The organism is Nocardioides sp. NPDC023903 (assembly GCF_040639295.1).
GTDB lineage: Bacteria > Actinomycetota > Actinomycetes > Propionibacteriales > Nocardioidaceae > Nocardioides.
Map to the genome: position 1 here is coordinate 68,294 of NZ_JBEZZS010000023.1, position 23,741 is coordinate 92,034.

Annotated in this window: 16 protein-coding genes; 8 read left to right on the forward strand and 8 right to left on the reverse strand. The window is 70.6% G+C overall.

The genetic code is table 11. From position 1 onward, the window contains the following. Position 1 precedes the first annotated feature (1 nt). Positions 2 to 970 carry a MoxR family ATPase gene (locus AB0F44_RS21260; protein WP_350660019.1) on the reverse strand — a complete coding sequence of 323 codons (969 nt, stop codon included), beginning with the start codon at positions 968 to 970 and terminating at the stop codon, positions 2 to 4. A gap of 10 nt (positions 971 to 980) precedes the next feature. Further along, positions 981 to 7,286, reverse strand: a complete 6,306-nt coding sequence (locus tag AB0F44_RS21265) for an Ig-like domain-containing protein (protein ID WP_357358682.1) — start codon at positions 7,284 to 7,286, stop codon at positions 981 to 983. 232 nt (positions 7,287 to 7,518) lie between these two features. On the opposite strand from AB0F44_RS21265, the gene AB0F44_RS21270 reads away from it, so the two are divergent. Genes AB0F44_RS21270 through galT form a run of 4 tightly spaced genes read left to right on the forward strand, consistent with a single transcriptional unit; the run spans position 7,519 to position 12,333 of the window. Further along, positions 7,519 to 8,346 (forward strand): PP2C family serine/threonine-protein phosphatase, encoded by an 828-nt coding sequence (locus AB0F44_RS21270; protein WP_357358683.1) that lies wholly within the window; start codon positions 7,519 to 7,521, stop codon positions 8,344 to 8,346. Continuing rightward, on the forward strand, positions 8,339 to 9,664 hold the full coding sequence (locus tag AB0F44_RS21275; RefSeq protein WP_357358684.1) for an FHA domain-containing protein: 1,326 nt from the start codon (positions 8,339 to 8,341) through the stop codon (positions 9,662 to 9,664). Before AB0F44_RS21270 ends, AB0F44_RS21275 begins: the two co-directional genes overlap by 8 nt. Further along, a complete protein-coding gene (locus AB0F44_RS21280; protein WP_357358685.1) occupies positions 9,661 to 11,214 on the forward strand; it encodes a serine/threonine-protein kinase in 1,554 nt (517 codons plus the stop codon). Before AB0F44_RS21275 ends, AB0F44_RS21280 begins: the two co-directional genes overlap by 4 nt. A gap of 24 nt (positions 11,215 to 11,238) precedes the next feature. Beyond that, positions 11,239 to 12,333 carry a galactose-1-phosphate uridylyltransferase gene (gene galT / locus AB0F44_RS21285; protein ID WP_357358686.1) on the forward strand — a complete coding sequence of 365 codons (1,095 nt, stop codon included), beginning with the start codon at positions 11,239 to 11,241 and terminating at the stop codon, positions 12,331 to 12,333. Here the strand turns inward: galT and nagB are convergent. The 6 genes from nagB to AB0F44_RS21315 form a co-directional block, all read right to left on the reverse strand. Further along, a complete protein-coding gene (nagB, locus tag AB0F44_RS21290) occupies positions 12,330 to 13,127 on the reverse strand; it encodes a glucosamine-6-phosphate deaminase (protein ID WP_357358687.1) in 798 nt (265 codons plus the stop codon). The genes galT and nagB overlap by 4 nt on opposite strands. Before the next feature lies 1 nt (position 13,128). Then, the gene (locus AB0F44_RS21295) at positions 13,129 to 14,034 is read right to left on the reverse strand and encodes an ROK family protein (RefSeq protein ID WP_357358688.1); all 906 of its coding nucleotides are present in this window, start codon (positions 14,032 to 14,034) and stop codon (positions 13,129 to 13,131) included. Further along, entirely contained in the window at positions 14,031 to 15,473 is a 1,443-nt protein-coding gene (locus AB0F44_RS21300; RefSeq protein ID WP_357358689.1) for a glycoside hydrolase family 3 N-terminal domain-containing protein, read from the reverse strand. The genes AB0F44_RS21295 and AB0F44_RS21300 overlap by 4 nt, the downstream gene beginning before the upstream one ends. Then, the gene (locus AB0F44_RS21305; RefSeq protein WP_357358690.1) at positions 15,473 to 16,591 is read right to left on the reverse strand and encodes an ROK family transcriptional regulator; all 1,119 of its coding nucleotides are present in this window, start codon (positions 16,589 to 16,591) and stop codon (positions 15,473 to 15,475) included. Before AB0F44_RS21305 ends, AB0F44_RS21300 begins: the two co-directional genes overlap by 1 nt. Positions 16,592 to 16,681: 90 nt before the next feature. Then, positions 16,682 to 17,137, reverse strand: a complete 456-nt coding sequence (locus AB0F44_RS21310; protein ID WP_357358691.1) for an HNH endonuclease — start codon at positions 17,135 to 17,137, stop codon at positions 16,682 to 16,684. 364 nt (positions 17,138 to 17,501) lie between these two features. Beyond that, a complete protein-coding gene (locus AB0F44_RS21315) occupies positions 17,502 to 18,626 on the reverse strand; it encodes an LLM class flavin-dependent oxidoreductase (RefSeq protein WP_357358692.1) in 1,125 nt (374 codons plus the stop codon). A 106-nt stretch (positions 18,627 to 18,732) separates the two neighbouring features. Between AB0F44_RS21315 and AB0F44_RS21320 the strand changes: the two genes are divergently transcribed. The 4 genes from AB0F44_RS21320 to AB0F44_RS21335 all read left to right on the forward strand — a co-directional run bounded on the left by AB0F44_RS21320 (position 18,733) and on the right by AB0F44_RS21335 (position 23,644). Further along, a complete protein-coding gene (locus AB0F44_RS21320) occupies positions 18,733 to 20,265 on the forward strand; it encodes a carboxyl transferase domain-containing protein (RefSeq protein WP_357358693.1) in 1,533 nt (510 codons plus the stop codon). An 80-nt stretch (positions 20,266 to 20,345) separates the two neighbouring features. After that, positions 20,346 to 21,014, forward strand: a complete 669-nt coding sequence (locus AB0F44_RS21325; protein WP_357358694.1) for a TetR family transcriptional regulator — start codon at positions 20,346 to 20,348, stop codon at positions 21,012 to 21,014. A 57-nt stretch (positions 21,015 to 21,071) separates the two neighbouring features. Continuing rightward, positions 21,072 to 22,010: an ABC transporter ATP-binding protein gene (locus AB0F44_RS21330; protein ID WP_357358695.1), complete on the forward strand. Its 939-nt coding sequence runs from the start codon at positions 21,072 to 21,074 to the stop codon at positions 22,008 to 22,010. Further along, entirely contained in the window at positions 22,007 to 23,644 is a 1,638-nt protein-coding gene (locus AB0F44_RS21335) for a polyketide antibiotic transporter (RefSeq protein WP_357358696.1), read from the forward strand. The genes AB0F44_RS21330 and AB0F44_RS21335 overlap by 4 nt, the downstream gene beginning before the upstream one ends. Positions 23,645 to 23,741: the final 97 nt, after the last annotated feature.

The window sequence follows — 23,741 nt, forward strand, 5'->3', positions numbered from 1 at the left end:
CTCAGGCGACACGCTCAGTGGGAGCCGGGACCGAGGTGAGCAGGTCGCCGATGACGTCCTCGACGGTGACGCCGTTGAACATCGCCTCCGGGTCGAGGATCAGGCGGTGGCAGAGCACCGGCTCGGCGAGCGACTTGATGTCGTCGGGCAGCACCTGGGAGCGCCCCTCGGCGAGTGCCCACACCTTGGCGGTGCGCACCAGGGCGAGGCAGCCGCGCATGGAGGCGCCGAGGCGTACGTGCTTGTGGCGACGCGACTCGTCGACCAGCGCGGAGACATAGGCGACGATCGCCTGGTCGATATAGACCTGGTCGGCCATCTCAGCCATCTGAGTGACCGTCGGGGCGGTGATGATCGGGGTGACCAGCGTGGCGCGGTCGCGGACCGAGGAGTTCATCAGCAGCTCGACGGTGGCGTTCTGGTCGGGGTAGCCGACCGACGTCTTCATCAGGAAGCGGTCCAGCTGCGCCTCGGGCAGCCGGTAGGTCCCGGCCTGCTCGATCGGGTTCTGGGTCGCGATCACCATGAACGGGCGGCCGACGTCGCGGGTGGCGCCGTCGACGGTGACCCGGCCCTCCTCCATGACCTCGAGCAGCGCGCTCTGCGTCTTCGGGGAGGCACGGTTGATCTCGTCGGCCAGCACGATCGAGTGGAAGATCGGGCCCGGGTGGAACTCGAAGGCGCCCTTGCCCTGGTCGTAGACGGTCACACCGGTGACGTCGGACGGGAGCAGGTCCGGCGTGAACTGGATGCGGGCGTGCGACCCCTGGACCGTGTTGGCCAGCGCGCGGGCGAGCTGGGTCTTGCCCGTGCCGGGGTAGTCCTCGAGGAGCAGGTGGCCCTCGGAGAGCAGCGCGGTCAGCACCAGGCGGATCACGTTGCGCTTGCCCAGCACCGCCTTCTCGACGTTGTCGGCAAGCTTCTCGAAGGTCTCGTGGAACCAGCGAGCCTGCTCGGTCGTGACGGTCATTTCTTCTCTCCTACCACGTTACGTTCTTAGTCAGGGTGGGACGCCCGGAGGTCGTGCAGGTGACGGTGAACGGGGTGTTGGCGCCGACCCAGCCGCGGCCGCTGCCCGAGCCCGTGCCGTCGTTGCCGATCGGCACGTCCCAGCGGGAGGTGGTGGCATTGGTGCGGCACTCCCAGGTCTTGCCCGGGAACGCACGGTCGGTGATGGTGGAGCCGACGTACCAGCAGGTGCCGCCACACGCCACGTCCGGATCCGGGCAGCCGGCGCCGTTGCACTCGCCAGCCTTGTTGACCTGGAGCGTCGGGTCCGGCGGCGGGTCGGTCCGCACCGTGACCGAGTCGGACTTGCTCGCTCGCGGCGAGTCACTGATGGTCACGGTGTAGGTGTAGGACGTGTTCCATTCGGGCGCGGTGTCCGTGCCCGAGCGGCTGCCTGCGCCGGTGCCGGTGGTGAACTGCTCCACCTGGGTGCCGCCACGCTTGACGGTGACGGTCGCGGCCTTGCCGTTGGGGTTGTAGCTGACCCGCCAGTTGACCCTGTTGCCGTCGACGCTCGCCGAGATCGACGGCGTGCCCAGCGGACCGTAGGTGGTCACGTTCTTCGACGTCGGGGCGCCACAGGAGTCGCCGGAGCCGGTGCCACCGGAGGAGTCGTTGCAGGCGCGCAGCTGCACCTGCGTCGAGGTGCCGTTGGTGAAACCCGTGATCGTCTTGGTCTGCTGACCGGCGCCGTCGGGCGGGTAGGTCCAGCTGCCGCAGGAGGAGCCGTTGCGCACGCACTCGACCCGGTTGGTCTTGCCGTGCGAGGCCCGCGGGGTGAAGACGATCTCGGCCGTGCCGTTGGCCCCGGTCGGGGTCGCGCTGGCGAAGGAGACCGCGTCCGGAGTCGCGGCCGCTTCGACCTGGCCGCCCGCGGAGTAGCTGGAGATGTGCGCCTCCGGCGAACCGCCTGACCCGGTTTCGCGGGGCGATGTCGCCTCCGCGTTGCGGGCCCTGACGGCATAGGTGTAGATCGTGCCGTCATTGGCGACGTCGTCGCGACAGCTGGTCTCGGCCACCCAGGAGCAGACGATCTTCTCGCCGGTGCCGCCGGTGCGGCGTACCTCATAGGTGACCGGCGCCGGGCCGTTGGCCGCGACCGGGCTCCACGAGACGGTCACCGCCTTGCCGGAGTTGTTCGCCGTGTTGGCCCAGTCGAACGTCGGCGTCGCCGGGGTGTCCGGCTTGCCGGCGCCCATCCCCTCGACCGTCGCCGTCGGGCCCTTGTTGGTCTTGACGCCCTTGTCGTTGAGCGGCACGACGGTGAACTGCACCGGGTCGCCGTTGGAGCTGACCGCCGCCGGATAGGTCGTCTGACCTGCGGAGATGTCCTTGATGCCACCCCCGGGCCAGCTGATCCGGTACTTCTGCACGTCCGAGCAGTCGCACGGAGCCGGCTTGCTCCAGCTCAGCTCGACCTTGTGGTCGCGCTGACGGGTGACCCGAAGGTTCTGCACCGGACCGGTGTAGGCGTCGGGCTCACCCTCGGCCGAGTTGCTCCACTCGCGGCTCGGCCCCACGGAGTTCACCGCACGCACGCGGAAGTCGTAGACGACGCCGTTCTTCAGCCCGGTGATCCGGCACGAGGTCGACGGGCAGTCCTGGACGTGGTCGCCGTTGGCCTCCACCTCGTAGCGCTGGATCGGGTCGTCGCCGTTGTCCTTCGGTGCGTTCCACGACAGCGCGACCACGTTGGAGAGGAAGTCGGAGGTCGTACGCAGCGCCGTCGGCGCACCGGGGACGTCGATGACGTCCACCTCGATGACGCCGTTGGCCTTGACCCGCTTGGAGTCCTTGCCGGAGTCGCTGACCTCGATCGCGTAGCGGTAGTGGCCGTGGCCCTCCTCGGGCGTGTTGAAGGTGATCTTCGAACCGCTGGCCTTGCCCATGTCGGGCGACTCGGCGTCGATCGGGTCGAGCTTGGTGATCACCACCTCCTGAGACTCCGACGGCACCGGTGTCTGCAGATAGTCGGCGATGTCGATCGCGACCGTCTTCCCGGCCTCGGTCTGCAGCGGCTTGATCGGAGAGAGGGAAGGCGCGGGCAACGCGATGACGGTGACCAGGAGCTGGCCGGTCGCATCCGTGCCCTCGACGCCGATCTCCAGGGCGCCCTGGGCACCGGCGTCGGCGTGCTCGGCGGTGAGCCGCAGGCCGCCGTCCTCGGGCTTGACCTCGACCCCGTCGAGCCCGTCGCCGACCTCGGCGGTGAAGTCGAGGTCGTCGGCGTCGCCCGGGTCGGCGGTCCACACGTGACAGATGGCGGCGATGTCGACCAGCGCACCGTTGCCGCTCTCCGGGACCTCGACGGGGGTGCTCGGACAGTTGATCTCCGGCTCCTCCTTGCCGATCTGGACCGGCAGCGAGATCACCGAGAGGTGGGCGTCCGCGGAGGTGATCTTCTCGCGGTCGGCGACCTCGAAGGTCAGGGTCGCCGGGCCCTTGGTCTCACCGGCGGTGACCTTCACGGTCGTCGCGGTGGTGTCGCCGGTGTTGAGCATGCCCTCGGGAGCGGCCACGATCTTGTCGGTCGTGGTCAGCACGACCGGGTCGCCCTCGGGGTCCTCGACGTAGTCGGTGATGTCGACGTTCTTCGTCTCGCCCGGGTTGAGCTGGAGCTCGGAGCCCGGCTTCAGGTAGGGAGCGTCCTTGGGGCGTGCGGGGACGTAGATCGAGCCGACCGCCTGGGCGCCGTCGGGGTCGGTGACCCGGTAGGTCCACACCCGGGTGGTGTCGCCGACCGGCAGGGTGACCTTGCCGTCGTCGATCTTCGGCTTCGACTCGTCCTCGCCGACCGAGGGACCCTTGACCGCGTCGACGGTGAGGTCCTCGAGCGAGTCGTCGATGTCGGTCACCTTGGTCATCACGTCGACGGTGGTGGTCGACGAGTCGCCCTCGGGGTGGGCGACCACGATCCCCGCCATCGGCGGGTTGTCGTAGCCCTCCTGGTAGCGGATCGCGAGCTCGCCGGTGTCCTCGTGGAGACCCGTGGTGGCGCGGTAGGGGATGTGCTGGAACGGCTCCCCAGAGCCACCCTGGACCGTAACGATGCCGTCGGAGCGCTGTTTGACGTTGGAGCCCTCGGTCGCGTCGGTCGAGGCCAGGTGCAGCTCCGTCCCCGGTGTACGCAGGTCGTTGGCGAGCACGTCGTAGGTCAGCTTCTTGGCCGGGTCGAGCGTGACCAGGTCGTCGACGGCGACCGGGCGCTGGGGCGCGCCGGGCGCGACGACAGCGATCCGTACGGTGCCGGTCGCGACGGCCCCGAACGGGTCGCTGACCTCGTAGGTGAACTCGTCGGTGCCAGCGGCGTTGGGGAAGGCCTGGTAGGTGATCGTGTTGGCGCCGTGGGCCAGGACGCGGCCGTAGGCGGGCGCGCTGTTGATCCGGGTCACCGAGACCGAGTCGCCGTCGGGGTCGGTGCCGACCGTGGGCAGCCGCAACGTGACCTCGTCGCCCTGGACCACCCGCGACTCCAGCGCCTTCGGCGCGGGCGCGGAGTTGTCTGCCTTCTTCTTGGGCAGCGGCTTGACGTGGATGCGGATGTTGCCCGAGGAGTGCTCCGCGGAGGGGTCGCCGGTGTTCTGCACGACGTAGCGGACGTCGACGTCGACCGGCCCCTTCACATCGTCGGGAGCGACGTAGCGGACCCGGTTGCCGTCGATGTAGGCCTCACCGACCGTCGGCTGGCCCAGCACCTGCAGCTGGCCCTTGGTCTCGATGGTCTGGTCGACGACCAGGCCGACCGGGTCGCCCGAGGGTGTCGAGTCGTTGTCGAGGACCGGGATCGAGACGGAGTCGGCGGCCCTGACCGTGGCCTCGTCGTCGACCGCCTCAGGGGCGTTCTCGGCGCCGCGCAGCGCCGGTCGCTGGCTCACCGTCACCGACCCCTCGGCCTCGGCCGCGCCGTTGCTGATCGTGTAGCGGATCGCCTGGGTGGACGGGTCCATGTCGGGCTTGGACGCCTGGATCCGCAGCCAGCGACCGTCGAGCACCGCAACCGTCAGGTCGCTGTCGCCGACCGGCTCGGCATGGGTCACGGCGAGGAGCCGGCCTCGGGAGTCGTAGTCGTTGGCGAGGACGTCGAGGGTGCGGGTCGAGGTGCCGAGGACGGCGGTCGTGTCCGGGGTCGCGATCGGCTCGTCCGCCGCCTGAGAGGCGGGTTTGACGTCGACGCGGATCTTCGCCGCGGCGGGCTTCGCGGCCCCGAACCCAGCGTTGTAGCTGAGCTGGTAGGTGCCCGGCGAGCTTCCTCTGGCCCGCACCACGCCGGTCTCCCGGTCGGTGCTCACCTCGAGGCCGCCCTTCGGCGGGACGTCACCGGCGAGGGTGAGGGTCGCGTCGAGGTTGGACGGGTCGGCGCCGGGGATGTCGTTGTCGAGCGGGCGGATGGTCACCCAGGAGCCCTGGGTGCCCTCGGCGACGTCGTCCTTCGGCTCCGGAGAGGCGGTGGTCGCTCCGGCGACGATGTTGATCCGCACCTTGTCCTTCGACGTCTTGCCGCCGGTGCTGACCTGATAGCCGAGGTTCTCGCTGCCCGAGGCGTCCGTGGCGGCGGTGTAGCGCAGCAGCCCGTCAGGGGTCACGCTCGCCTTGCCCTTGGACGCGGTCGGGGACTGAGCGGTGACCGGGTCGCCGTAACGCTCGTCGCGCCAGTCACCGACCACCGGGACCTCGACGGTGCCGCCGGCCGCGACGGTGTAGTCGGTCGGTGTGTAGTGCTCACGCAGCGTCGGTTTGCCGGTGCCGCCCGAGCCTTCGATGCTGAGCTCGACGCTGGCGTCGTCCTGGCCGGCCTTGCCCTTGAGCCCGTCGTCGACGGTGTATTTGAAGCTGGTCTTCTTCCCCTCGGCCGACTCGGGGGCGGTCACCAGGACCGACTGCCGGTCGGGGGCGATGGTTGCCTCGACGCCCTTGACGGAGGCCTCGCCGACCGAGACCACGCTCAGGATCGAGTCCTTGGCCGAGGAGTCGTTGTCGAGGACGTGCAGGACCGTCGTGCGGCCGGCCCGGGCACCGAGCTGGTCGTCCTTGGCCTTCGGCGCCTGGGCGGCCTTCGTCTGCTGCTGCTGCTTGTCCTTCTTCTGGTTCTGCTTCTGGGTCTGCGGCTGGAACGCCTCCCAGTTGGAGATCTTCTTGATGTCGGCGCCGTCGATCTCCCAGACATCACCATTGCGCAGGTCGTTGAGCACCAGCTGGCCGCGGTTGACCCGGAACTCCAGCTCGGCGGCCGGACCGAGCGTCGGGATCTCGCCCAGGATCGGCTCGCCCTCGCCGCACTGGGTCACCACCGAGCCGGTCGAGCCGTTGGCCCAAGCACCGAAGACGCAGTCGCCGAGGCGTACGGGGGCCGCCGGGTCGCCGGCGGACTCGGCGACGTGGCGGATCTCGCCGTTGCTCAGGGAGACGGCCTTGAGGCCCGTCGCATCGCCGACGAGCACCTCCTTGGCCTTGACGGAAGGCTGCTGGAGGACCGCGCTCTCCGCGGTGTCACCGAAGTCCACGGCGATGTCGGAGCCCTTGGAGGCGCCGAGCAGCCAGCCGGCCTGGTCGAGGGTGATGACCTCGCTGCCGACGGCGGTCGCCGAGGTCGGGGTCTCGGCGTACTCCGGAGCCTTCGGGAGCTTGGTCTCCGCTGGATCGGCGAACCGCTCACCGTCCGGGGCGAAGGCGGTCAGCGTGCGCTTGGCGGCGGAGACGGCGTACGCGGTCCCGTCGGTGCCGATGGTGAGCACCGTGTCGGCGCCGACCGTCTCGGTGGGCTTCGTGGAGCCGGAGAGGTTGGAGAGGTCGCCGACGCCGGTGGTCGGGTCGACGGAGGTGAGCCAGACCTTGCCGGTCTTCTGCTCGGCGACACCGATGGTGGTGCCACCCATCACCACGCGACTGTCCTTCACGGTCACCGCGTCGTCGTCGATGCCCTCGGCGAGCTTGGTGTTGACCGGGGTGATCGTGCGGGCGTCGCGGTCGACGGAGGCCACCGCGATGCCGTTCTGCACCACGTCGAGACCGGCACGCTCGGACCTGGACCCGGTCTCGTTGCCCGCCCAGACGACACCGTCGAGCTGGGCGACAGGGCGGTTCTGCCGGCCCAGGGTGCCCCAGGACTGGTTGGTCACCCAGATGCCGCCGTCGTCGAGGTCGGCCTTGTGCACGGGGTAACCCGTCGACTGGATCGCGTAGACGGTCAATCCGCTGGCAACCACGGCAAGAGCGGCCCAGGACGCGATGGAGGTCCGATGACGCCGCATCCAGCCGGGCGCCATCCCGAAACGTGCCACCAAGACTCTCCCCAAGTCCTTCCATGCCAAATGGCCAGCCGATGCGAAAAGCCTGGCTTACTCTAGGCGCGCCTCAGGGCAAGAAGCCACACGAATGAGCCAAACGTGGCACACGGCTCAGTGAACACGCTCACCGATACCGTACGGGATGTTCTAAAGTGTCCGCTTCCAGCACCACTATTTCGCATCCTGCCCGGGATGTCCCAGAAAATTGGCACCGCAAAGGAACAGCATGACCGCTTACCCAGCCCTGCGTGCCGCGGGGGCGACTGATGTCGGCCGGGTCCGCGAGGTGAACGAGGACTCGTTCGTCATGCTGCCCGCGGTGGCCGTCGTCGCCGACGGGATGGGCGGTCATGCCAGTGGCGACGTCGCCAGCGCCCTCGCGGTGGAGACCTTCCAGAGCCGCTTCGCGACCATCTGCCCGGTTCCCGAGGACATCCAGGACGCCGTCCACGCAGCCAACTCCGCGATCACCTCGGAGGCGGCACGCAACTCCGAGAAGCAGGGCATGGGCACGACCCTGACCGGGGTGGCGCTCGTCGAGTCGGAGGGTGCTCCCCACTGGCTGGTCTTCAACGTCGGCGACTCGCGCGTCTACCGGCTCTCGCCGGCCGGCGTCACGCAGGTGACCATCGATCATTCCGAGGTCGCCGTCATGGTCCAGGCCGGGATGATCACCGCCGCGGAGGCCCGCGTCCACCCGCTGCGCAACGTCATCACCCGGTCACTCGGCACCTACCCGTCGCCTGCGGCGGACACCTGGCTGATGGCCGTTTCGCCCGACGACATCTTCCTGCTCTGCTCCGACGGCCTCACCGGCGAGCTCGAGGACCACGAGATCCACGACATCGCGTCCAGGACGCTCGGTGTGGGCGGAAGCATCGACAACCTCGCCCAGAGGCTGGTGGACGCTGCGGTTGCATCGGGTGGGCGCGACAATGTCACTGTGGTACTCGTGACACCCCCTCCCTCGCTCTTCGCCGCCCCCGCGGAGACTGACGTCTCGACATCAGGCTCCTCACGATCCGCAGGGGACGTCTCGTCGTCCCATGAGTGATTCCGCTACCTACTGTGCTGGGCACTGGCTCGCGTTGAAGGGCGACCGGTGCTGGGCGCTGGTGCAGCTCGGGCCGGGTGACCCGCGGGTCCACGGCGTCCAGGCCGCTCTTGCCGACCCCCGCCCGGTCGACGCGATCGCCGGACTGCTCTCCGCGGACGGCCCGCGAGCCCCCGGCTTCGCGCTGATCGGACGCGAGGGCCCGCGAGTGCGGTACGCCGTGCGCTCCCCTGCCAAGGTGACCGCCGTCGTCAACGAGGTGCCGGTCTTCATCGACGGCATCGACGTCTCCGGCAAGTGGGCCGACGGCCACTTCGCCGCCGTCCCCGAGCGGGCCGAGCTCGCCAACGGGGCCTGGGGCGGGATGGAGGAGGACCAGCCGCTGGTCGACACCGCCCACGCACGCTCGCTGGACGTCGTCTTCGACCTCGACTTCTCCGCTCAGGCGCCGGTCGACTCGACCATGGCGCCGCTGGACCACACCATCCGGCGCTCGGACCTGGCGGCCTCTCCGCCGCCCCCTCCGGCGATGCCGGGCGTCTCGTCGTTCCAGAGCCCTCCGCCGGCTCAGGTGCCGCCGCCCTCGGTGGCACCGCCCCAGCCCGCGCCCGAGTCGAAGAAGGGCATCATCGACGGGCTTCCGTGGCGCAAGAAGGGTGCCAAGAAGCCCGACCCGAACGCGTGGGGCCCGCCGGACCGGCAGCCGTCGCCCCCGCCCGTGGCGCCGCCCGCGGCTCGGCCCTCCGTGCCGCCTCCTCCGATGCCCGCGCCCGCGCCTACGCCGCCCAACGACATGGCGACACGGGTCCGCGACGTCCCGACGCCGACCCCGGTGCCGCCCGCGGGCGGGCCGACGGTGTGGGCGGTCTACTGCCCGCAGGGCCACGCGTCGCCGCCCTACTCCCCGACCTGCCGCATCTGCCGGATGGCGCTGCCGCCGCACCAGCAGCCGGTCTCGGTCCCGCGCCCCGCGCTGGGCCAGCTCAAGCTGGGCGACGGCCGGGTCGTCATCCTGGACCGAGGTGCCGTCTTCGGGCGGTCGCCGCGCGCGGATGCCAGCGGCAACACGGGAGCTGGTGGCGTACCTCCGCATCTGGTGAAGGTGATGCTGCCCGACATCAGCAGACTGCACACCGAGGTGCGGCTCGAGGAGTGGCAGGTGCTCGTGCGCGACCTCGGCTCCGCCAACGGGTCCTACCTCACCCTGCCCGGCGGGCGTCCGCAGCAGATGCGGCCGATGGAGGAGTACGCCTTGGAGCCCGGTGCCGTGGTGAGCCTCGCCGGCTCCATCAACCTGAACTATGAGGTTCTCGGGTGACCCAGACGCCACATCCCGAGCTCGGTCCCGAGCTGCCGGGGATGACCTGCCTGGGCCGGCTCGGCTCGGGCGGCTTCGCCGACGTCTACCTCTACGAGCGCCACCACCCGAAGGTCCGGGTCGCGGTGAAGCTGATGCGGTCCTCCGACCTCGCCGAGGCGCAGCGGGCGCAGTTCGCCGCCGAGGCGGCGGTGATGGCCGAGCTGGCCGAGCACCCGTTCATCGTGCCGGTGCACAGCGCCGGTGAGACGCCGGACGGCCGCCCCTACCTGGTGATGGGCTACTACCCCAACGCCGACCTCGGTGCCCGCGTACGCAACAACCCGATGAAGGTGCAGGACGCGCTGCGCTTCGGGATCCAGATGGCGTCGGCCGTCGAGACCGCGCACCGCGCCGGGATCATCCACCGCGACATCAAGCCGTCCAACATCCTGCTCTCCCGCTACGACGTGCCCGGCCTGGCCGACTTCGGCATCGCCGGCCGCCCGCGCGACGACGAGGGCGACATCGGGGTCTCGCTGCCGTGGTCGCCGCCCGAGGTCCTCACCTCGGCGTCCAACGGTTCGGTCGCCTCCGACGTCTACTCGCTGGCCGCGACCGTCTGGCATCTTCTCGTGGGCCGCTCGCCGTTCGCGGAGCGGGGCAACAACTCCGACCGCGCCGTCTTCTCCCGCATCCTGCATACCGCTCCACCGGCCACGGGCCGGGCCGACGTACCTCCGTCGCTGGACCGGGTGCTGCAGCAGGCGATGGCGAAGGACCCGACCTACCGGCCGAGGACCGTCCTCGACCTGGCCCGCCACTTCCAGCGGATCGAGCAGGAGCTGCGGCTGGGACGCACCGAGGTGCAGGTCCTCGACCGCGATGCCGGCGGCAGCGGCTCGATCCCGGTGGTCCCGACGGTGCCGGCCTCTCGTGGCGACGGGCCGACGACCGGTTCGGGCCGCAGCAGCCTGCCCGCCCCGCCTTCGGACCCGGAGGCCGAGCTGGTCACCGAGGTCAAGCCGCCTTCCCAGGTCATCGCCCAGCCTCCGCCGCCCGTCCAGGCGGCCTCCTACCCGGACGCGGGCTCGGCCTCGGCCGACCGCACCCGGTTCAGCTACCCGCGTACGGATGAGGGCCTGTCCGTCCTCACCGGCGCCCGCCCGCCGGAGTCCCGCAGCAAGACCCCGGCGATCATCGGCGTCGTCGTCCTCTTCCTCATCGCCGCCGCCATCGGCATCGTGCTCTCCCGCGGCGGCGAGGACGAGAAGCCCGACGAGGTCCCGCCCCCGCCCGTCGAGACCGATCTCCCCGGGGTCACCGGCCCGGCCGCCCCGGGCAAGGTCAAGGGCACGCTCAAGGGCAACCGCGCCGTCTTCACCTGGTCCGGTGTGCCCGGAGCGACCGGCTACAAGTGGGTCGGCGACAACTCCACCAGCGGCAACGTGGACCGGCCCAAGGCGGTCGTACGCCTCGACGGCGCCACCAAGGTCTGCATCCAGGTCCGCTCCCTCGGTGAGAACGGCAATGTCTCCCAGGGCGCAGCCCAGGCCTGCGTCAGCAAGTAGCCCTGCGCAGGCGATACTGGGCCCATGCCGAACACCCCTGCGCCGACCAACCCGGTGGCGACGTCAGCGAAGCTGGCGGACGGACGCGAGATCTGGTTCTTCGACGAGCAGCCGACGTTGCGCTCGGTGCACGACGAGCGGCCCCTGGAGCCGCGGGCGGGCGGGTCGCAGCTGCGCTGGGACCGGCTGACCGCGACCTGGACGGCGGTGGCTGGGCACCGGCAGACGCGTACGTTCAAGCCGCCCTCGGACGAGTGCCCGCTGTGCCCGTCGGTCGACGGGAGGCTCACCGAGATCCCGGCCGAGAGCTACGACGTGGTGGCCTTCGAGAACCGGTTCCCGGCGCTCTCGACGGTCGCCGTCGGTGAGGCGACCGGCGAGCCGTTCGTCTCCCAGCCGGGACGCGGCCGGTGCGAGGTGGTCTGCTTCACCAGCGACCACGAGCAGAGCTTCGTCGATCTTCCTCCCGAGCGGGTGCGGACGGTGCTCGCGGCGCTCGCCCACCGCACCGAGCAGCTGACGGCGATGCCGGAGGTGGCGTACGTCTTCTGCTTCGAGAACCGCGGCGAGGAGATCGGGGTGACGCTGCAGCACCCGCACGGGCAGATCTACGCCATGCCGGTGCTGCCGCCACGGATCGAGTCCCTGGTGAACGCCGCCGACGCCCATCGCGAGGCGACCGGCGAGTGCCTGCAGTGTGCGGTGCTCGCCGACGAGATCGCCGACGGGTCGCGGGTGGTGGCCGAGAACGAGACGTTCGTGGCGTACGTGCCCTACGCCGGTCGCTGGCCCTACGAGATCCGCGTCGTGCCGCGGCGCCACGTGGGCTCGCTGCCCGGTCTGACCGCCGACGAGATGGACGACCTCGCCGCGCTCTACCAGGAGTGCCTGCGGCGGATGGACGGGCTCGACGACGCCGGCCCGGTGCCCTACATCGCCGGCTGGCAGCAGGCCCCGACCGGCCGCGAGGACACCTGGCACCTGGCCGCCGAGATCTTCACCATCCGGCGGGCACCGGGGCGGCTGAAGTACCTGGCCGGCATCGAGTCCGGCGTCGCGCTCTGGGTCAACGACATCCCGCCGGAGACCGCCGCCGAGCGGCTTCGCGAAGCCCTCTAGAGCCCCTGCCAGTCCGGCTTCCCGGCGTAGACCTCGCGGTAGTAGTCGCGGCGTACGAGCCGGGAGGCCGCGGCCTCGTCCAAGAGGACCGAGACGTGGCCGTGAAGCTGGAGGACCGAGGCCGGGCAGGTCGCCGAGATCGGGCCCTCGACCGCGGCGGCGATCGCCTCGGCCTTGCCCTCACCGGTGGCGAGGAGAAGCAGGTGGCCGGCTCGGGTGATGGTGCCGAGTCCCTGGGTGAGCACGTGGTGCGGCACCGCGTCGGGTGAGCCGAAGAAGCGCGCGTTGTCCTTGCGCGTCCGGGCCGTGAGCGTCTTGATCCGGGTCAGCGAGGCCAGCGACGAGCCGGGCTCGTTGAAGGCCAGGTGGCCGTCGGAGCCGATGCCGAGGATCTGCACCTCGATGCCGCCCGCGGCCACGATCGCCGCCTCGTAGCGCTCCCCCGCCGTCGGCAGGGTCTCCGCGGTCGGGTCGGGTCCGTGGACCCGCTCGGGCGGGATGCCGATCGCGTCGGTGAACTCACGCCGGATGGTCGCCAGGTAGGACTGCTCGTGACCGTCGGGCAGGCCGACGTACTCGTCCAGGTTGAACGTCTCCACACCGTCATAGGAGGGCGCTCGGCCGTCCCGGGCGCGGCGGATGAGCTCCTCGTACGTCGCCAGCGGAGTCGAACCGGTGGCCAGGCCGAGCACCGCAGGGGTGCCAGCGGCCGCCCGGCGGCGTACGACGTCTTCGATCGCGTCCGCGGCGAGGGAGGCCACGTCGGCAGGGGTCTCGAGGACAACTACTTCCATCTCAATCCTTCGTCGGGGTGACCAGGGCGGCACCGATGGCGGCGACCGGGGCGGCGGAGACCACCCGCAGGCGCGAGGCGAGCTCGAGGGAGGCGAGGAACGGCGAGGTCTCGGCCTGCCGGGCCAGCGCGAGCGCGATCGCCTCTCGCAGCGGTTCCCCGACCGTCGCGACGCCCCCGCCGATGACGACGCGTTCGGGGTCGACGGCGAGAGCGAGCGAGCGTACGGCGGCGGCGACGCCGTCGGCGAAACGGTCCCTCACGACGACGGCCGCCGGGTCGCCCGAGGCTGCTGCGGCGAAGAGCGCCGCGGCGGGGTGCCCGTTGGCCGTCGGCCAAGCGGCCGCGAGCGCGGCCCCGGAGGCGACCAGCTCGAGGCAGCCACGCTGACCGCACCCGCACACCGGGCCCTCCGGGTCGACCGGGAGGTGCCCGACCTCTCCGGCAGCGCCGTGGAAGCCTCGGCGGAGCGCTCCGCTGAGGTAGAGACCGGCGGCCAGGCCGGTGCCGAGCGAAAGGTAGACCAGGTCGTCGACGTCCTCGACGGCGTGCGCGCCGAGGGTCGCCGCGTTGGTGTCGTTCTCGAGGGTGACGACCGCTCCGGCCCGCGCGCCGAGCAGCTCCGCGAGCGGGAAGGCGTCGCCGTCCAGGCCCAGGTTGACCGCATGCTTCACGGTGCCGGCGCGGGTGTCGACGATGCCGGGGATGCCGACCCCGATCGAGCAGATCTCGCCGCCGTCGAGCGCGTCGCGCAGGCTTGCGACCACCGCGGCCGCACTCTTCACGACTCCTTCGGCTCCGAGGATCGTAGGAGCACGCTCCTCGGCGAGCACCGCCCCGTCCGGCCCGATCGCGATGCCGTGGACCTTGGTGCCGCCGATGTCCAGGCCGACCCTTGAGCCCTTCACCGGGTCCAGCCCGATCGTCGCAGCACCTCGGTCACGGCGGCCACGCCCGGCAGGGAGAACCCCTGCGGACACAGCCGCGGCAACCCCGGTCCGTCGTACGCACCGGGCCACCCCCACTCCACCAGCACCACGGCGCCCGGGAGCTCGGCGACGGTCCGGCCGACCTCGGGACGGCGGTGCGCGTCACGCACTTGCACGATGAGGGGTGCGTCGGGGAGATCCGGGAGCGGGTCACCGGGACGAATGACGATGTCCGGCGGCAGCCCCCAGGGCACGTCGCCCACGGCGATGTTGGCCTCGGTGTCGACGGTGACAACCAGGGCACCGGCGAGGTCAGGGATCTCGCTGAGGTCGCTGGCCGTCGCGAGCGCCCGGCGAGCGCCCTCGATCGAGCGCTCCTCGAACCTCGGGTCGAGCGCGCCGTCCGGCCGCTGCTGCGCGCCGGCGAGGTCGGCGAGCAGCCGGTCGATGCGCGCGACCGCGTCCTGGAGCCGCTCCAGCGGGAGCTCACCGGACTCGACCGCGGCCACGATCGCGGCGGTCGTCTCGTGGACCAGGGAGGTGGGTTTGTCGGGGCCGAGGAGGAGCAGGTCGGCACCTGCCTTGAGCGAGAGCACCGCAGCGGCGGGGATGCCCCGGCTCGCGGACGCACCGGCCATGTCGAGGGCGTCGGAGACGATCGGCCCGTCGTAGCCGAGCTCGCGCAGCAGTCCCAGCACCGGCGCCGAGAGGGTGCCGGGCAGCTCGGGGTCCAGTGCCGGCACCACGATGTGGGAGGTCATCACCGAGGCCGCTCCGGCCTCCGCTGCAGCCAGGAACGGGACCAGCTCACGGTTGCGCAGCGTGTCCAGGGAGACGTCGAGGACCGGGAGGGCGACGTGGCTGTCCTGGCCGGTGTCGCCGTGGCCCGGGAAGTGCTTGACGCAGGCGGCCACGCCGGTCGACTCCAGGCCCTTCACCCACGCGGCCACGTGCTTGGCGGCCACGCCGGCGTCGTGGGAGAACGACCGGGTCGCGATCACCGGGTTGTCGGGGTTGGAGTTCACGTCGGCGACGGGTGCCAGGTTGAGGTTGATGCCGGCTCGCGCCAGCCGCACCCCGATCGCCCGGCCCGTCTCCTCGGTCAGCGCCAGGTCGTCGGCCGCACCGAGGGCAGCGGCACCGAGCACCGAAGAGCCGGTGAGCGCCTCCAGCCGCGTGACGTCCCCGCCCTCCTCGTCGATGGTGATCACCGGGGCCCAGCCGCCCTCGGCGGATGCCGATCGGATCTCGGCCGCCAGGCTGCGTACGGACTCCTCACCGGCCTCGGTGTTCGGGCCGAACAGGCAGATCCCACCGAGGCCTTCGCGGAGCAGGTCGGCGTAGCCGGCCGGCAGGGTGGGGCCGGCGAAGGCGGAGACCTGGACGCGCAGCGCCAGCGTTTCGACGGATGTCGGCATCACGACACCCCCAGCTCACCGGCGAGGACGAGTACCGCGGCGCCGACGATGACGACGTCCTCGCCGAGCGTCGACGTACGGAACTCCAGCGGCTCGCCGCTGACCGGCATCGTCCGCTCGCGGATGATCCGGTCGGCGGTCTCGCGCAGCGGCCCGTCCAGCAGGTCGGCCGGTCCGGAGAGGACCAGCTCATGAAGATTGAGGGTTCCGACCACAGGGGCCAATGCCTTTCCAAGGTGTTCGCCGGCTTCCACGAGCGCATCGTCGTGGGCTGTCTCGAGGCGTTCGCGCAGGCGCGGCACCGCGAGGAAGGTCTCCAGGCAGCCGTTGCGCCCGCACGCGCACAGCGGGCCCTCGGGGTCGACGGTCACGTGCCCGACCTCGCCGGCGGCGTCGACGAACCCGTGGAGCAGAGCCCCTTCGAGGACCAGCCCGGCACCGACACCGGTGCCGACCCGCACGAGCATCAGGCCACCGTCGCCGGACTGCCCGAAGGTGTACTCCCCCAGCACGGCGGTGTTGGCGTCGTTGGCGACATACGTCGGCCGGCCGGTCTCGCGGCGCACCTGATCGGCCAGCGCGACATCGGTCCAACCCAGGTTGGGCGCGGCGACCACGGTGCCGTCGGCGGCGACGACACCGGGACTGCCGATCCCGATGCCGAGGATCGGCCGGTCGGTGCTCGCGATCAGCTCGGTGACCAACTCCTTCACGAGGCGTACGGCCTCGCTTCCGGTGCGGCCCTCCCGGCACCTGGTGGTGCGGTGGACGACATCGCCGGTCAGGTTGAGCACGGCTCCGGCGACCTGGTCGTCACCGGAGACGTCGATGGTCACGATGTGCGTGGCGTCCGCGGCTAGCCCGACCAGCATCGGCGGCTTCCCGACCCGGCTCTCCACCGGCGCTCCGAGCTCCTCGACGAGCCCGTCGTCGAGCAGGCTGCCCACCAGATCGGAGACCGTGGCCCGGGTCAGACCGGAGGCTCGAGCCAGGTCGGCGCGGCTCGCGGGACCCACCGCGAAGAGGTGCTGGAGCACCAGCGATCGGTGGTGCCGCCGCGCATCCTCCTGCAGCAACTTCCCGATCGGCCGCAACGTACGCCGTCTCGCCTTCGACATGTTTGTTAGTCCATCGTACTTATTAATGATGCGTCAAGTCGACACGGCGATTTGGCCCATCTCTCGGGCAGAAAACGGCACATCGGCGAATCAGACGATGGCTGCGAGCTGGGCCCGGGTCGGAACGTACGGCTCGATCCGGAGAACCATGTGCGCCTCCTCGGGGGTGCGGTTGCCCTTGCGGCCGTTGCACTTGCCGCATGCCGCCACCGTGTTCATCCACGTCCATCTCCCGCCGCGCGACTGTGGAAGGAGGTGGTCGATGGTGCGGGCTTGGCCGCCGCAATAGGCACAACGATGCTGGTCGCGCTTGAGCACTCCCTCGCGGGAGTAGCCGGCCGGCCGGTACATCCAATGCATGGCGATATAGCGGACCAGCCGCACCGCCTTGGGCCATGGATGTGGCCCGATCATCTTGTCGCCCTGTTGCTCGTGAACCACCGCCACCTCACGGAACAGCATCCGCACGGCGTGCTTGAACGAGACCCTCCCGAGCGGCTCGAAGGAGGCGTTATACAGGGTCACGGCGCCCATGGTCGTGGTCATACTCGGTTACCTCCCAGGAGAGTCGGATAGAGATCGCGTGCAGATCGGGTGGAAACGCTGGGCTGAAACAAAAAGGGGGCCGCCCCGACGAGACAGACATGTCTCGCAGGAGCGGCCCGGAGTGATCCGGTGCAGCTATGCACCCAGGTCACTGTCGGCTCCCGCGGGCATGAGGGTCGCGCTCGTGCGCAGCGGTCAGCGACCACGCCGCCGGGGCGGTGGTCGAGTGCTGCGTGCTCATGGTGGGCCCTTCAAAAGGTCATGTGTTGGCACCCGGCGGCGAAACCGGGTGCTACCAGAATAGAGCGAACACCCTCCACCTACCAACGGTTTTCGCAGGTCAGGACCGTGTCTTTCCGGTTAACTACGCCCGACGTACGCCGTTTGGTCCCGTTAGCGCGACCCGGCCCGCCTCGCGGAGCCTCGGGATCAGCGCCTCGCCGACCCGGGTGACCTCGGTCCGATAGGGCGTGTCCGAGAGGACGAAGTGGGTCACGCCCAGCTCCTGGTAGCGGCTCAACGCGGCGGCGACGTCGTCCGCGGAGCCGACCAGCCAGGTGGTTCCGGCGCCGCCTCCGCCGTACTTCCCGGGAGCGGTGTAGAGGCACTCGTCGAGCACGTCGCCACGGTCGGCGAGGTCGAGGAGCCGGCTCTGTCCGACCGCTGACCGACCGCGGCGGAACTCGCGGTCTCCGACGGAGTCGGCCATCAGGCGCACCTTCTCCTCGGCGTCGCGCCAGGCCTCCTCGCGGGTGTCGCGGATCAGCGTGGTGATCCGTAGTCCGAACTCGAGCGGCGCGAGGTCGCGGCCCAGCGACTGCTCGAGGCCCTGCAGGCGCTCGACCCGCTCCGCGATGCCGTCCAGCGGCTCACCCCAGAAGAGCTGTACGTCAGCCTCGGTCGCCGCCACCGCCTCGGCCTCCGGGGACGCACCGCCGAAGTAGAGCCTGGGGTGCGGGCGGCCCTCGGTGGCGTACGGACGTGGGGTGATGGTGGAGTCGGCAACCTGGAAGTGGTCGCCGTCGAAGGTGACGTTCTCCTCGGTCCACAACCGCCGCACCAGCCGCATGAACTCCTTGGTCCGCGCATAGCGGGCCGCGCGCGAGTCCTCGCGATCACCGTAGGCGGCCAGGTCATCCTGACCGGAGACGATGTTGACCCGCACCCGGCCACGGCTGAGCTGGTCGAGGGTCGCGGCCGCGGTGGCGAAGTTGGCGGGGCGCCAGTATCCCGGGCGGATCGCGACGAGCGGCTCGAAGGTCTTGGTGCGCGCGGCCAGGGCTGTCGCGACGGTGAAGGTGTCGGGCCTCCCCCAACTGGTGCCGAGCAGGGCACCGGTCCAGCCGGCGTTCTCGACCGCCTCGGCGAGGCCGACCTGGTAGTCGAGGGTGCCGTAGCCGTCCTCCGGCGCCGCGGTGTCGCCACGATGGCCGGTCTCGACGAAGTTGGGCAGATACCAGAGGAGCTCGGGGCTCGTGGGGGCACTCATTCCTGGCTCCTTCAATTTGTCTATTGAATTAATAGACTAACGCACTTGGTGTTGCTCTTCGAGACTGGCTCAGCCACTGAGCCAATTCTTGGGTATCGTCCGGTCCATGGGCCTGACCTCCGCTGAGCTGATCGACCTCGTCCTCGACCCTGGCACGTGGACGTCCTGGGACACTCCGCCCGTGCACGGCGAGCTCCCCGAGGCGTACGCCGCCGACCTGGTGCGCGCCCGCGCACGGGCCGGGACCGACGAGTCGGTGGTCACCGGCGAGGCCCGGATCGCCGGGCGGCGGGTGGCCGTGGTGCTCTCCGAATTCCGGTTCCTGGCCGGGTCGATCGGACGCGCGTCGGCCGAGCGGCTGATCACGGCCGTGGAACGGGCGACGCGCGAGGGGCTGCCGCTTCTGGCCGGCCCGGCCTCGGGCGGGACCCGGATGCAGGAAGGTACGCCGGCGTTCGTGCAGATGGTGCGTATCGCCGAAGCGGTCACCCGCCACAAGGCCGCCGGGCTCCCCTACCTCGTCTACCTGCGCCACCCCACCACCGGCGGCGTGATGGCCTCGTGGGGATCTCTCGGTCACGTGACCGTCGCCGAGCCCGCGGCGCTCCTCGGGTTCCTCGGCCCGAAGGTCTACGAGGTGCTCAACGGCCGCCCCTTCCCCTCGGGCGTCCAGGTCTCGGAGAATCTCTTCGCGCACGGCCTCGTCGACGGCGTCGTACCTCCCGACGAGCTCGCCGGGCTCGTCGACCGCGTCCTCACCATCCTCGACCTCCGCCCCGAGAAGTCACCCACGTCGGCCGAGACGTCGCTCGCGTCGGCCGAGTGGTCAGCGAGTGACGCCTCGACCGACGGGAGTGACGCTTCGGCCGACGGGGCCGACTTCTCGGCAGTCGACACCTGGGACGCGATCACGCGGTCCCGGCGCGCGGACCGGCCGGGAGCGCGGGCGCTGCTCCGGATCGCGGCCTCGGACGTCGTACCCCTCAACGGCACCGGGCAGGGCGAGCGGGACCCGGGCCTGATCATCGCGCTGGCGCGGTTCGGGTCAGCGCCATGTCTGGTGCTCGCCCAGGACCGGCGCGAGCAGGCTCACCAGCCGCTCGGACCGGAGGGGCTGCGCGAGGCGCAGCGCGGGATGAAGCTCGCCGCCGGGCTCGGGCTCCCCGTCGTCACCGTCATCGACACCCCCGGCGCCGCGCTGTCGGCGGAGGCGGAGAACGGCGGCATCGCCGGCGAGATCGCGCGTACGTTGGGGACCCTCGTCAACGTCGAGACCCCGACGCTCAGCCTGATGCTGGGCGAGGGCAACGGTGGCGGCGCGCTCGCGTTCCTCCCCGCGGACCGGGTGGTCGCCGCCCAGCACGCCTGGCTCTCCCCGCTTCCGCCGGAGGGCGCGAGCGCGATCGTGCACGGCGACTCCGACCACGCCGCCGAGATGGCCGAGGCCCAGCGCGTCCTCGCCGTCGACCTTCAACAGATCGGCGTGGTCGACCGGATCGTCGCGGAGTCCCCCGACGCCGCGGACGAGCCGGAGACGTTCTGCCGCCGGGTCGGCGCAGTTCTCGAGGACGAGCTCCTCGCGCTGCTCGTCTCCGGGCCGGGCGAACCGACTGCTCGGGCCGCTCGCTACGCGGGCTGAGGAGGTACGCAGGAGCCCACACCCGAGCGAACACCGGGTAACCCCTTGCGCTCCGGCTGAACACGTGTTTAGCATTGAACATGCGTTCAGCCCCGGACCCGACGACACGCGAGCGAATCCGCGACGCCGCGGTGCTGCGGTTCGCGCGGGATGGGTTCGGCGCCTCGGTCCGCTCGATCGCCACCGACGCCGGGGTCAGCCCGGCCCTGGTGATCCACCACTTCGGCTCGAAGGACGAGCTCCACGCCGAGTGCGACGAGCAGGTGCTCGCCGAGATCCGCGCGGCCAAGAACGGCTCCATCGATGAGCTGGCCTCCGGGCAGAGCATCCTGCACAGGTTCGCGTCGGCGGAGGAGTACGCCCCGATGCTCGGCTACGTCCTGCGCTCGCTGCAGGGCGGCGGACCGGTCAGCCAGACCTTCATCGAGCAGATGATCGAGGACGCGGTCGGCTACACCAAGCACGGCGTCGAGGCCGGCCTGATCAAACCCAGCCAGAACGAGCCGGCGCGAGCGCGCTACCTGGTGCTCTCCGCCCTCGGCATGCTGATGCTCGAGCTCACCCTCAACCCGCCCAAGGACCCCGCCGACCTCGGCGCGATCGTCCGAGAGTTCATGACGACCAGCTACTTCCCGATCATCGAGCTCTACACCCAGGGCTTCTTCACGACTCGTCGCATGCTCGACGAATACATGCTCTACGTCCCGGACCCGCCGGAGGACACCGCGACGGAGCCCGCATCTGAGTGATGCCCTGCCCCGTCGGCGTACGTCCTCATACGTCTCCAACGTGGAAGTGAGTTCTTCATGTCCGACAACATCCCCGCGGTCGAGATCGCGGGCCTGCACAAGTCCTTCGGTTCCTTCAAGGCCCTCGACGGCCTCGACCTGACCGTCCAGCACGGCCAAGTGGCCGGCTTCCTCGGCCCCAACGGCGCCGGCAAGTCCACCACCATCAAGGTCCTGCTCGGGCTGCTGCGCGCCGACGCCGGCACCGCCCGCCTCTTCGGCGGTGACGTCTGGAGCGACGCGGTCGAGCTGCACAAGCGGATCTCGTACGTCCCCGGCGACGTCTCGCTGTGGCCCAACCTCACCGGTGGCGAGTGCATCGACTACCTCACCCGCCTCAAGCCGGGCGGCGACAAGGCCAAGCGCAAGGCACGTCGGGCCGACCTGCTGGAGCGGTTCCAGCTCGACCCGACCAAGAAGGCGCGCACCTACTCCAAGGGCAACCGCCAGAAGGTCGCCCTGGTTGCGGCGTTCCTCGACGAGTCCGACCTGTACATCTTCGACGAGCCGACCTCCGGCCTCGACCCGTTGATGGAGGCGGTCTTCACCGAGTACGCCCGGGAGGCCAAGGCCGCGGGCTCCTCGGTGCTGCTCTCCAGCCACATCCTCAGTGAGGTCGAGAAGGTGTGCGACACCGTCACGATCATCCGTTCCGGGGTCGCCGTCGAGTCCGGCACGCTCGACGAGCTGCGCCACTTGACCCGCTCCTCCGTCGTCGCGACCGTCGGCGGCGACCCGTCGGCACTGAGCGGGCTTCAGGCCGTCAACGACCTGGTGACCAGCCAGAACGGCGCCGGGACCCGGGTCGCCTTCGACGTGGACAACCACGCCGTCGGTGACGTACTCAAGACGCTGACCGACCTCGACGTACGCGGCCTGACCATCACGCCGCCGTCGCTCGAGGAGCTCTTCATGCGGCACTACGGCGACGTCATCGAGACGGAGGACGCGCGATGAGCACACTCGCTCCGGCACTCCCCCGGCGTACGCCTCTGACCTCCTTCGCCGGCACCTGGCACCTGACCCGGTTCATGCTGCGGCGCGACCGGGTGCGGCTGACCGTCTGGACCGTCTCGCTGCTGGCTCTGTACGCCTACTTCGTCACCGCGCTCAGCACCGTCTACCCCACGGCCGAGGACCGGCAGGGACGCGCCGAACTGATGCAGCAGCCCGCGTCGGTGTTCCTCGGCGGGCCCAACTACGGACTCGACGACTACACGATTGGCGCCATGTTCGCCAACGAGATGACCCTGTGGATGATCGCTCTGCTCGGGGTCATGAACATGTTCGAGGTCGTCCGCAACACCCGCGCCGAGGAGGAGAGCGGGCGGGCGGAGCTGGTCCGTTCCCGCGTGGTCGGCCGGCACGCGGCGGTCGCCGCCTCGCTCCTGACGGTAGTCATCGCCAACGTTGTCTTCGCGGTCCTCGGAAGCGCGCTGCTGATCTCCGCCGGCGGCCTGGCGGTCGAGGACACCTTCGCCCTGTCTACGTCGATCGCCGTCAGCGGCCTGGTCTTCGCCGCCGTCGCGCTGGTCACCTCGCAGCTGACCACCCACGGGCGCGGCGCGACCGGCCTCGCGCTCGCGGTGCTCGGCGTCGCGGTGCTGGTGCGCGGCATCGGGGACCTGCAGGCCGAGCCCGGCGAGCACGGCACCTGGCTCTCGTGGCTCTCGCCGATCGCGTGGACACAGCAGATGAGGGCGTACGTCGACCTGCGCTGGTGGCCGTTGGCGCTGAGCGTCGGTGCCGTCCTGGTGCTCCTCGCCCTCGGGGCCTTCCTCGCCTCGAAGCGCGACTTCGACGGGGCGCTGCTCGCCGGCGGCTCCGGCCGGGCCGAGGCGACCGGGATGCTCTCGTCCCCGATCGCGATGGCGTGGCGCCAGCAGCGTACGGCTCTGTTCTGGTGGTTCCTCGGCACCTTCGTGATGTTCGGGGCGACCGGCACCTACCTCGGCGAGGGAGTCGAGGAGATGATGAAGGACGTGCCCGGCGGGACCGAGATGTTCGGCGACGACCCGCTCACCGGGTTCCTGGCGATCATGATCCTGTACGCCGCACTGGCCGCCGCCGGGTACGCGATCGCCACCACGCTGCGAGCCAAGACCGAGGAGTCCGAAGGTCGCCTGGAGATCACGCTCGCCAAGCCGGTCTCGCGCGGTCGCTGGTTCGCCTCACACCTCGTGGTCGTGGCGGTGGGCGCTTTCGTACTGACCATGATCTCGGGCGCTCTCGCTCTGTGGGCCGGGGCGCTGGTCAACGGCGAGGTCGAGCTGGGGACGTTCCTGAAGGGCGGCGCGGCGTTCCTGCCGGCGGTCGCTGTCTTCATGACCCTCACCGCGGCGCTGTACGCCTGGGTCCCGAAGATCACGCCGATCATCTGGGCGCTCTTCGCGTTCACGTGCATCACCGGGATGTTCGGGCCGCTGTTCGACCTCCCGGACTCGGTCGCCGGCATCTCCCCCTTCTGGTGGGTCGGCCGCTACCCGCAGGAGCCCATCGAGGCCTCGCACATGATCGGCCTCAGCGCCGTCGCGCTCGTCCTGCTGCTCGTCTCCTTCGTCGGCTTCCGCCGCAGGAACATCCCCGCCTGACTCGGGCCACGGCCGAGGCGTCACATACGCCGGTCGAGCCGCCCGCTGATGGGCCAGGTTGTCACCGGTGTCGACGACCAGGTCCGGCTTCAGCGAG

Excerpts from the sequence above, each read along its gene's own strand:
- galT (WP_357358686.1), top strand. The coding sequence starts at position 11,239 with ATGCCGAACACCCCTGCGCCGACCAACCCGGTGGCGACGTCAGCGAAG.
- AB0F44_RS21260 (WP_350660019.1), bottom strand. The coding sequence starts at position 970 with ATGACCGTCACGACCGAGCAGGCTCGCTGGTTCCACGAGACCTTCGAG.
- AB0F44_RS21305 (WP_357358690.1), bottom strand. The coding sequence starts at position 16,591 with ATGTCGAAGGCGAGACGGCGTACGTTGCGGCCGATCGGGAAGTTGCTG.
- AB0F44_RS21315 (WP_357358692.1), bottom strand. The coding sequence starts at position 18,626 with ATGAGTGCCCCCACGAGCCCCGAGCTCCTCTGGTATCTGCCCAACTTC.
- AB0F44_RS21275 (WP_357358684.1), top strand. The coding sequence starts at position 8,339 with ATGAGTGATTCCGCTACCTACTGTGCTGGGCACTGGCTCGCGTTGAAG.
- AB0F44_RS21300 (WP_357358689.1), bottom strand. The coding sequence starts at position 15,473 with ATGCCGACATCCGTCGAAACGCTGGCGCTGCGCGTCCAGGTCTCCGCC.
- AB0F44_RS21270 (WP_357358683.1), top strand. The coding sequence starts at position 7,519 with ATGACCGCTTACCCAGCCCTGCGTGCCGCGGGGGCGACTGATGTCGGC.
- AB0F44_RS21335 (WP_357358696.1), top strand. The coding sequence starts at position 22,007 with ATGAGCACACTCGCTCCGGCACTCCCCCGGCGTACGCCTCTGACCTCC.
- AB0F44_RS21330 (WP_357358695.1), top strand. The coding sequence starts at position 21,072 with ATGTCCGACAACATCCCCGCGGTCGAGATCGCGGGCCTGCACAAGTCC.
- AB0F44_RS21325 (WP_357358694.1), top strand. The coding sequence starts at position 20,346 with ATGCGTTCAGCCCCGGACCCGACGACACGCGAGCGAATCCGCGACGCC.
- AB0F44_RS21310 (WP_357358691.1), bottom strand. The coding sequence starts at position 17,137 with ATGACCACGACCATGGGCGCCGTGACCCTGTATAACGCCTCCTTCGAG.
- AB0F44_RS21320 (WP_357358693.1), top strand. The coding sequence starts at position 18,733 with ATGGGCCTGACCTCCGCTGAGCTGATCGACCTCGTCCTCGACCCTGGC.
- nagB (WP_357358687.1), bottom strand. The coding sequence starts at position 13,127 with ATGGAAGTAGTTGTCCTCGAGACCCCTGCCGACGTGGCCTCCCTCGCC.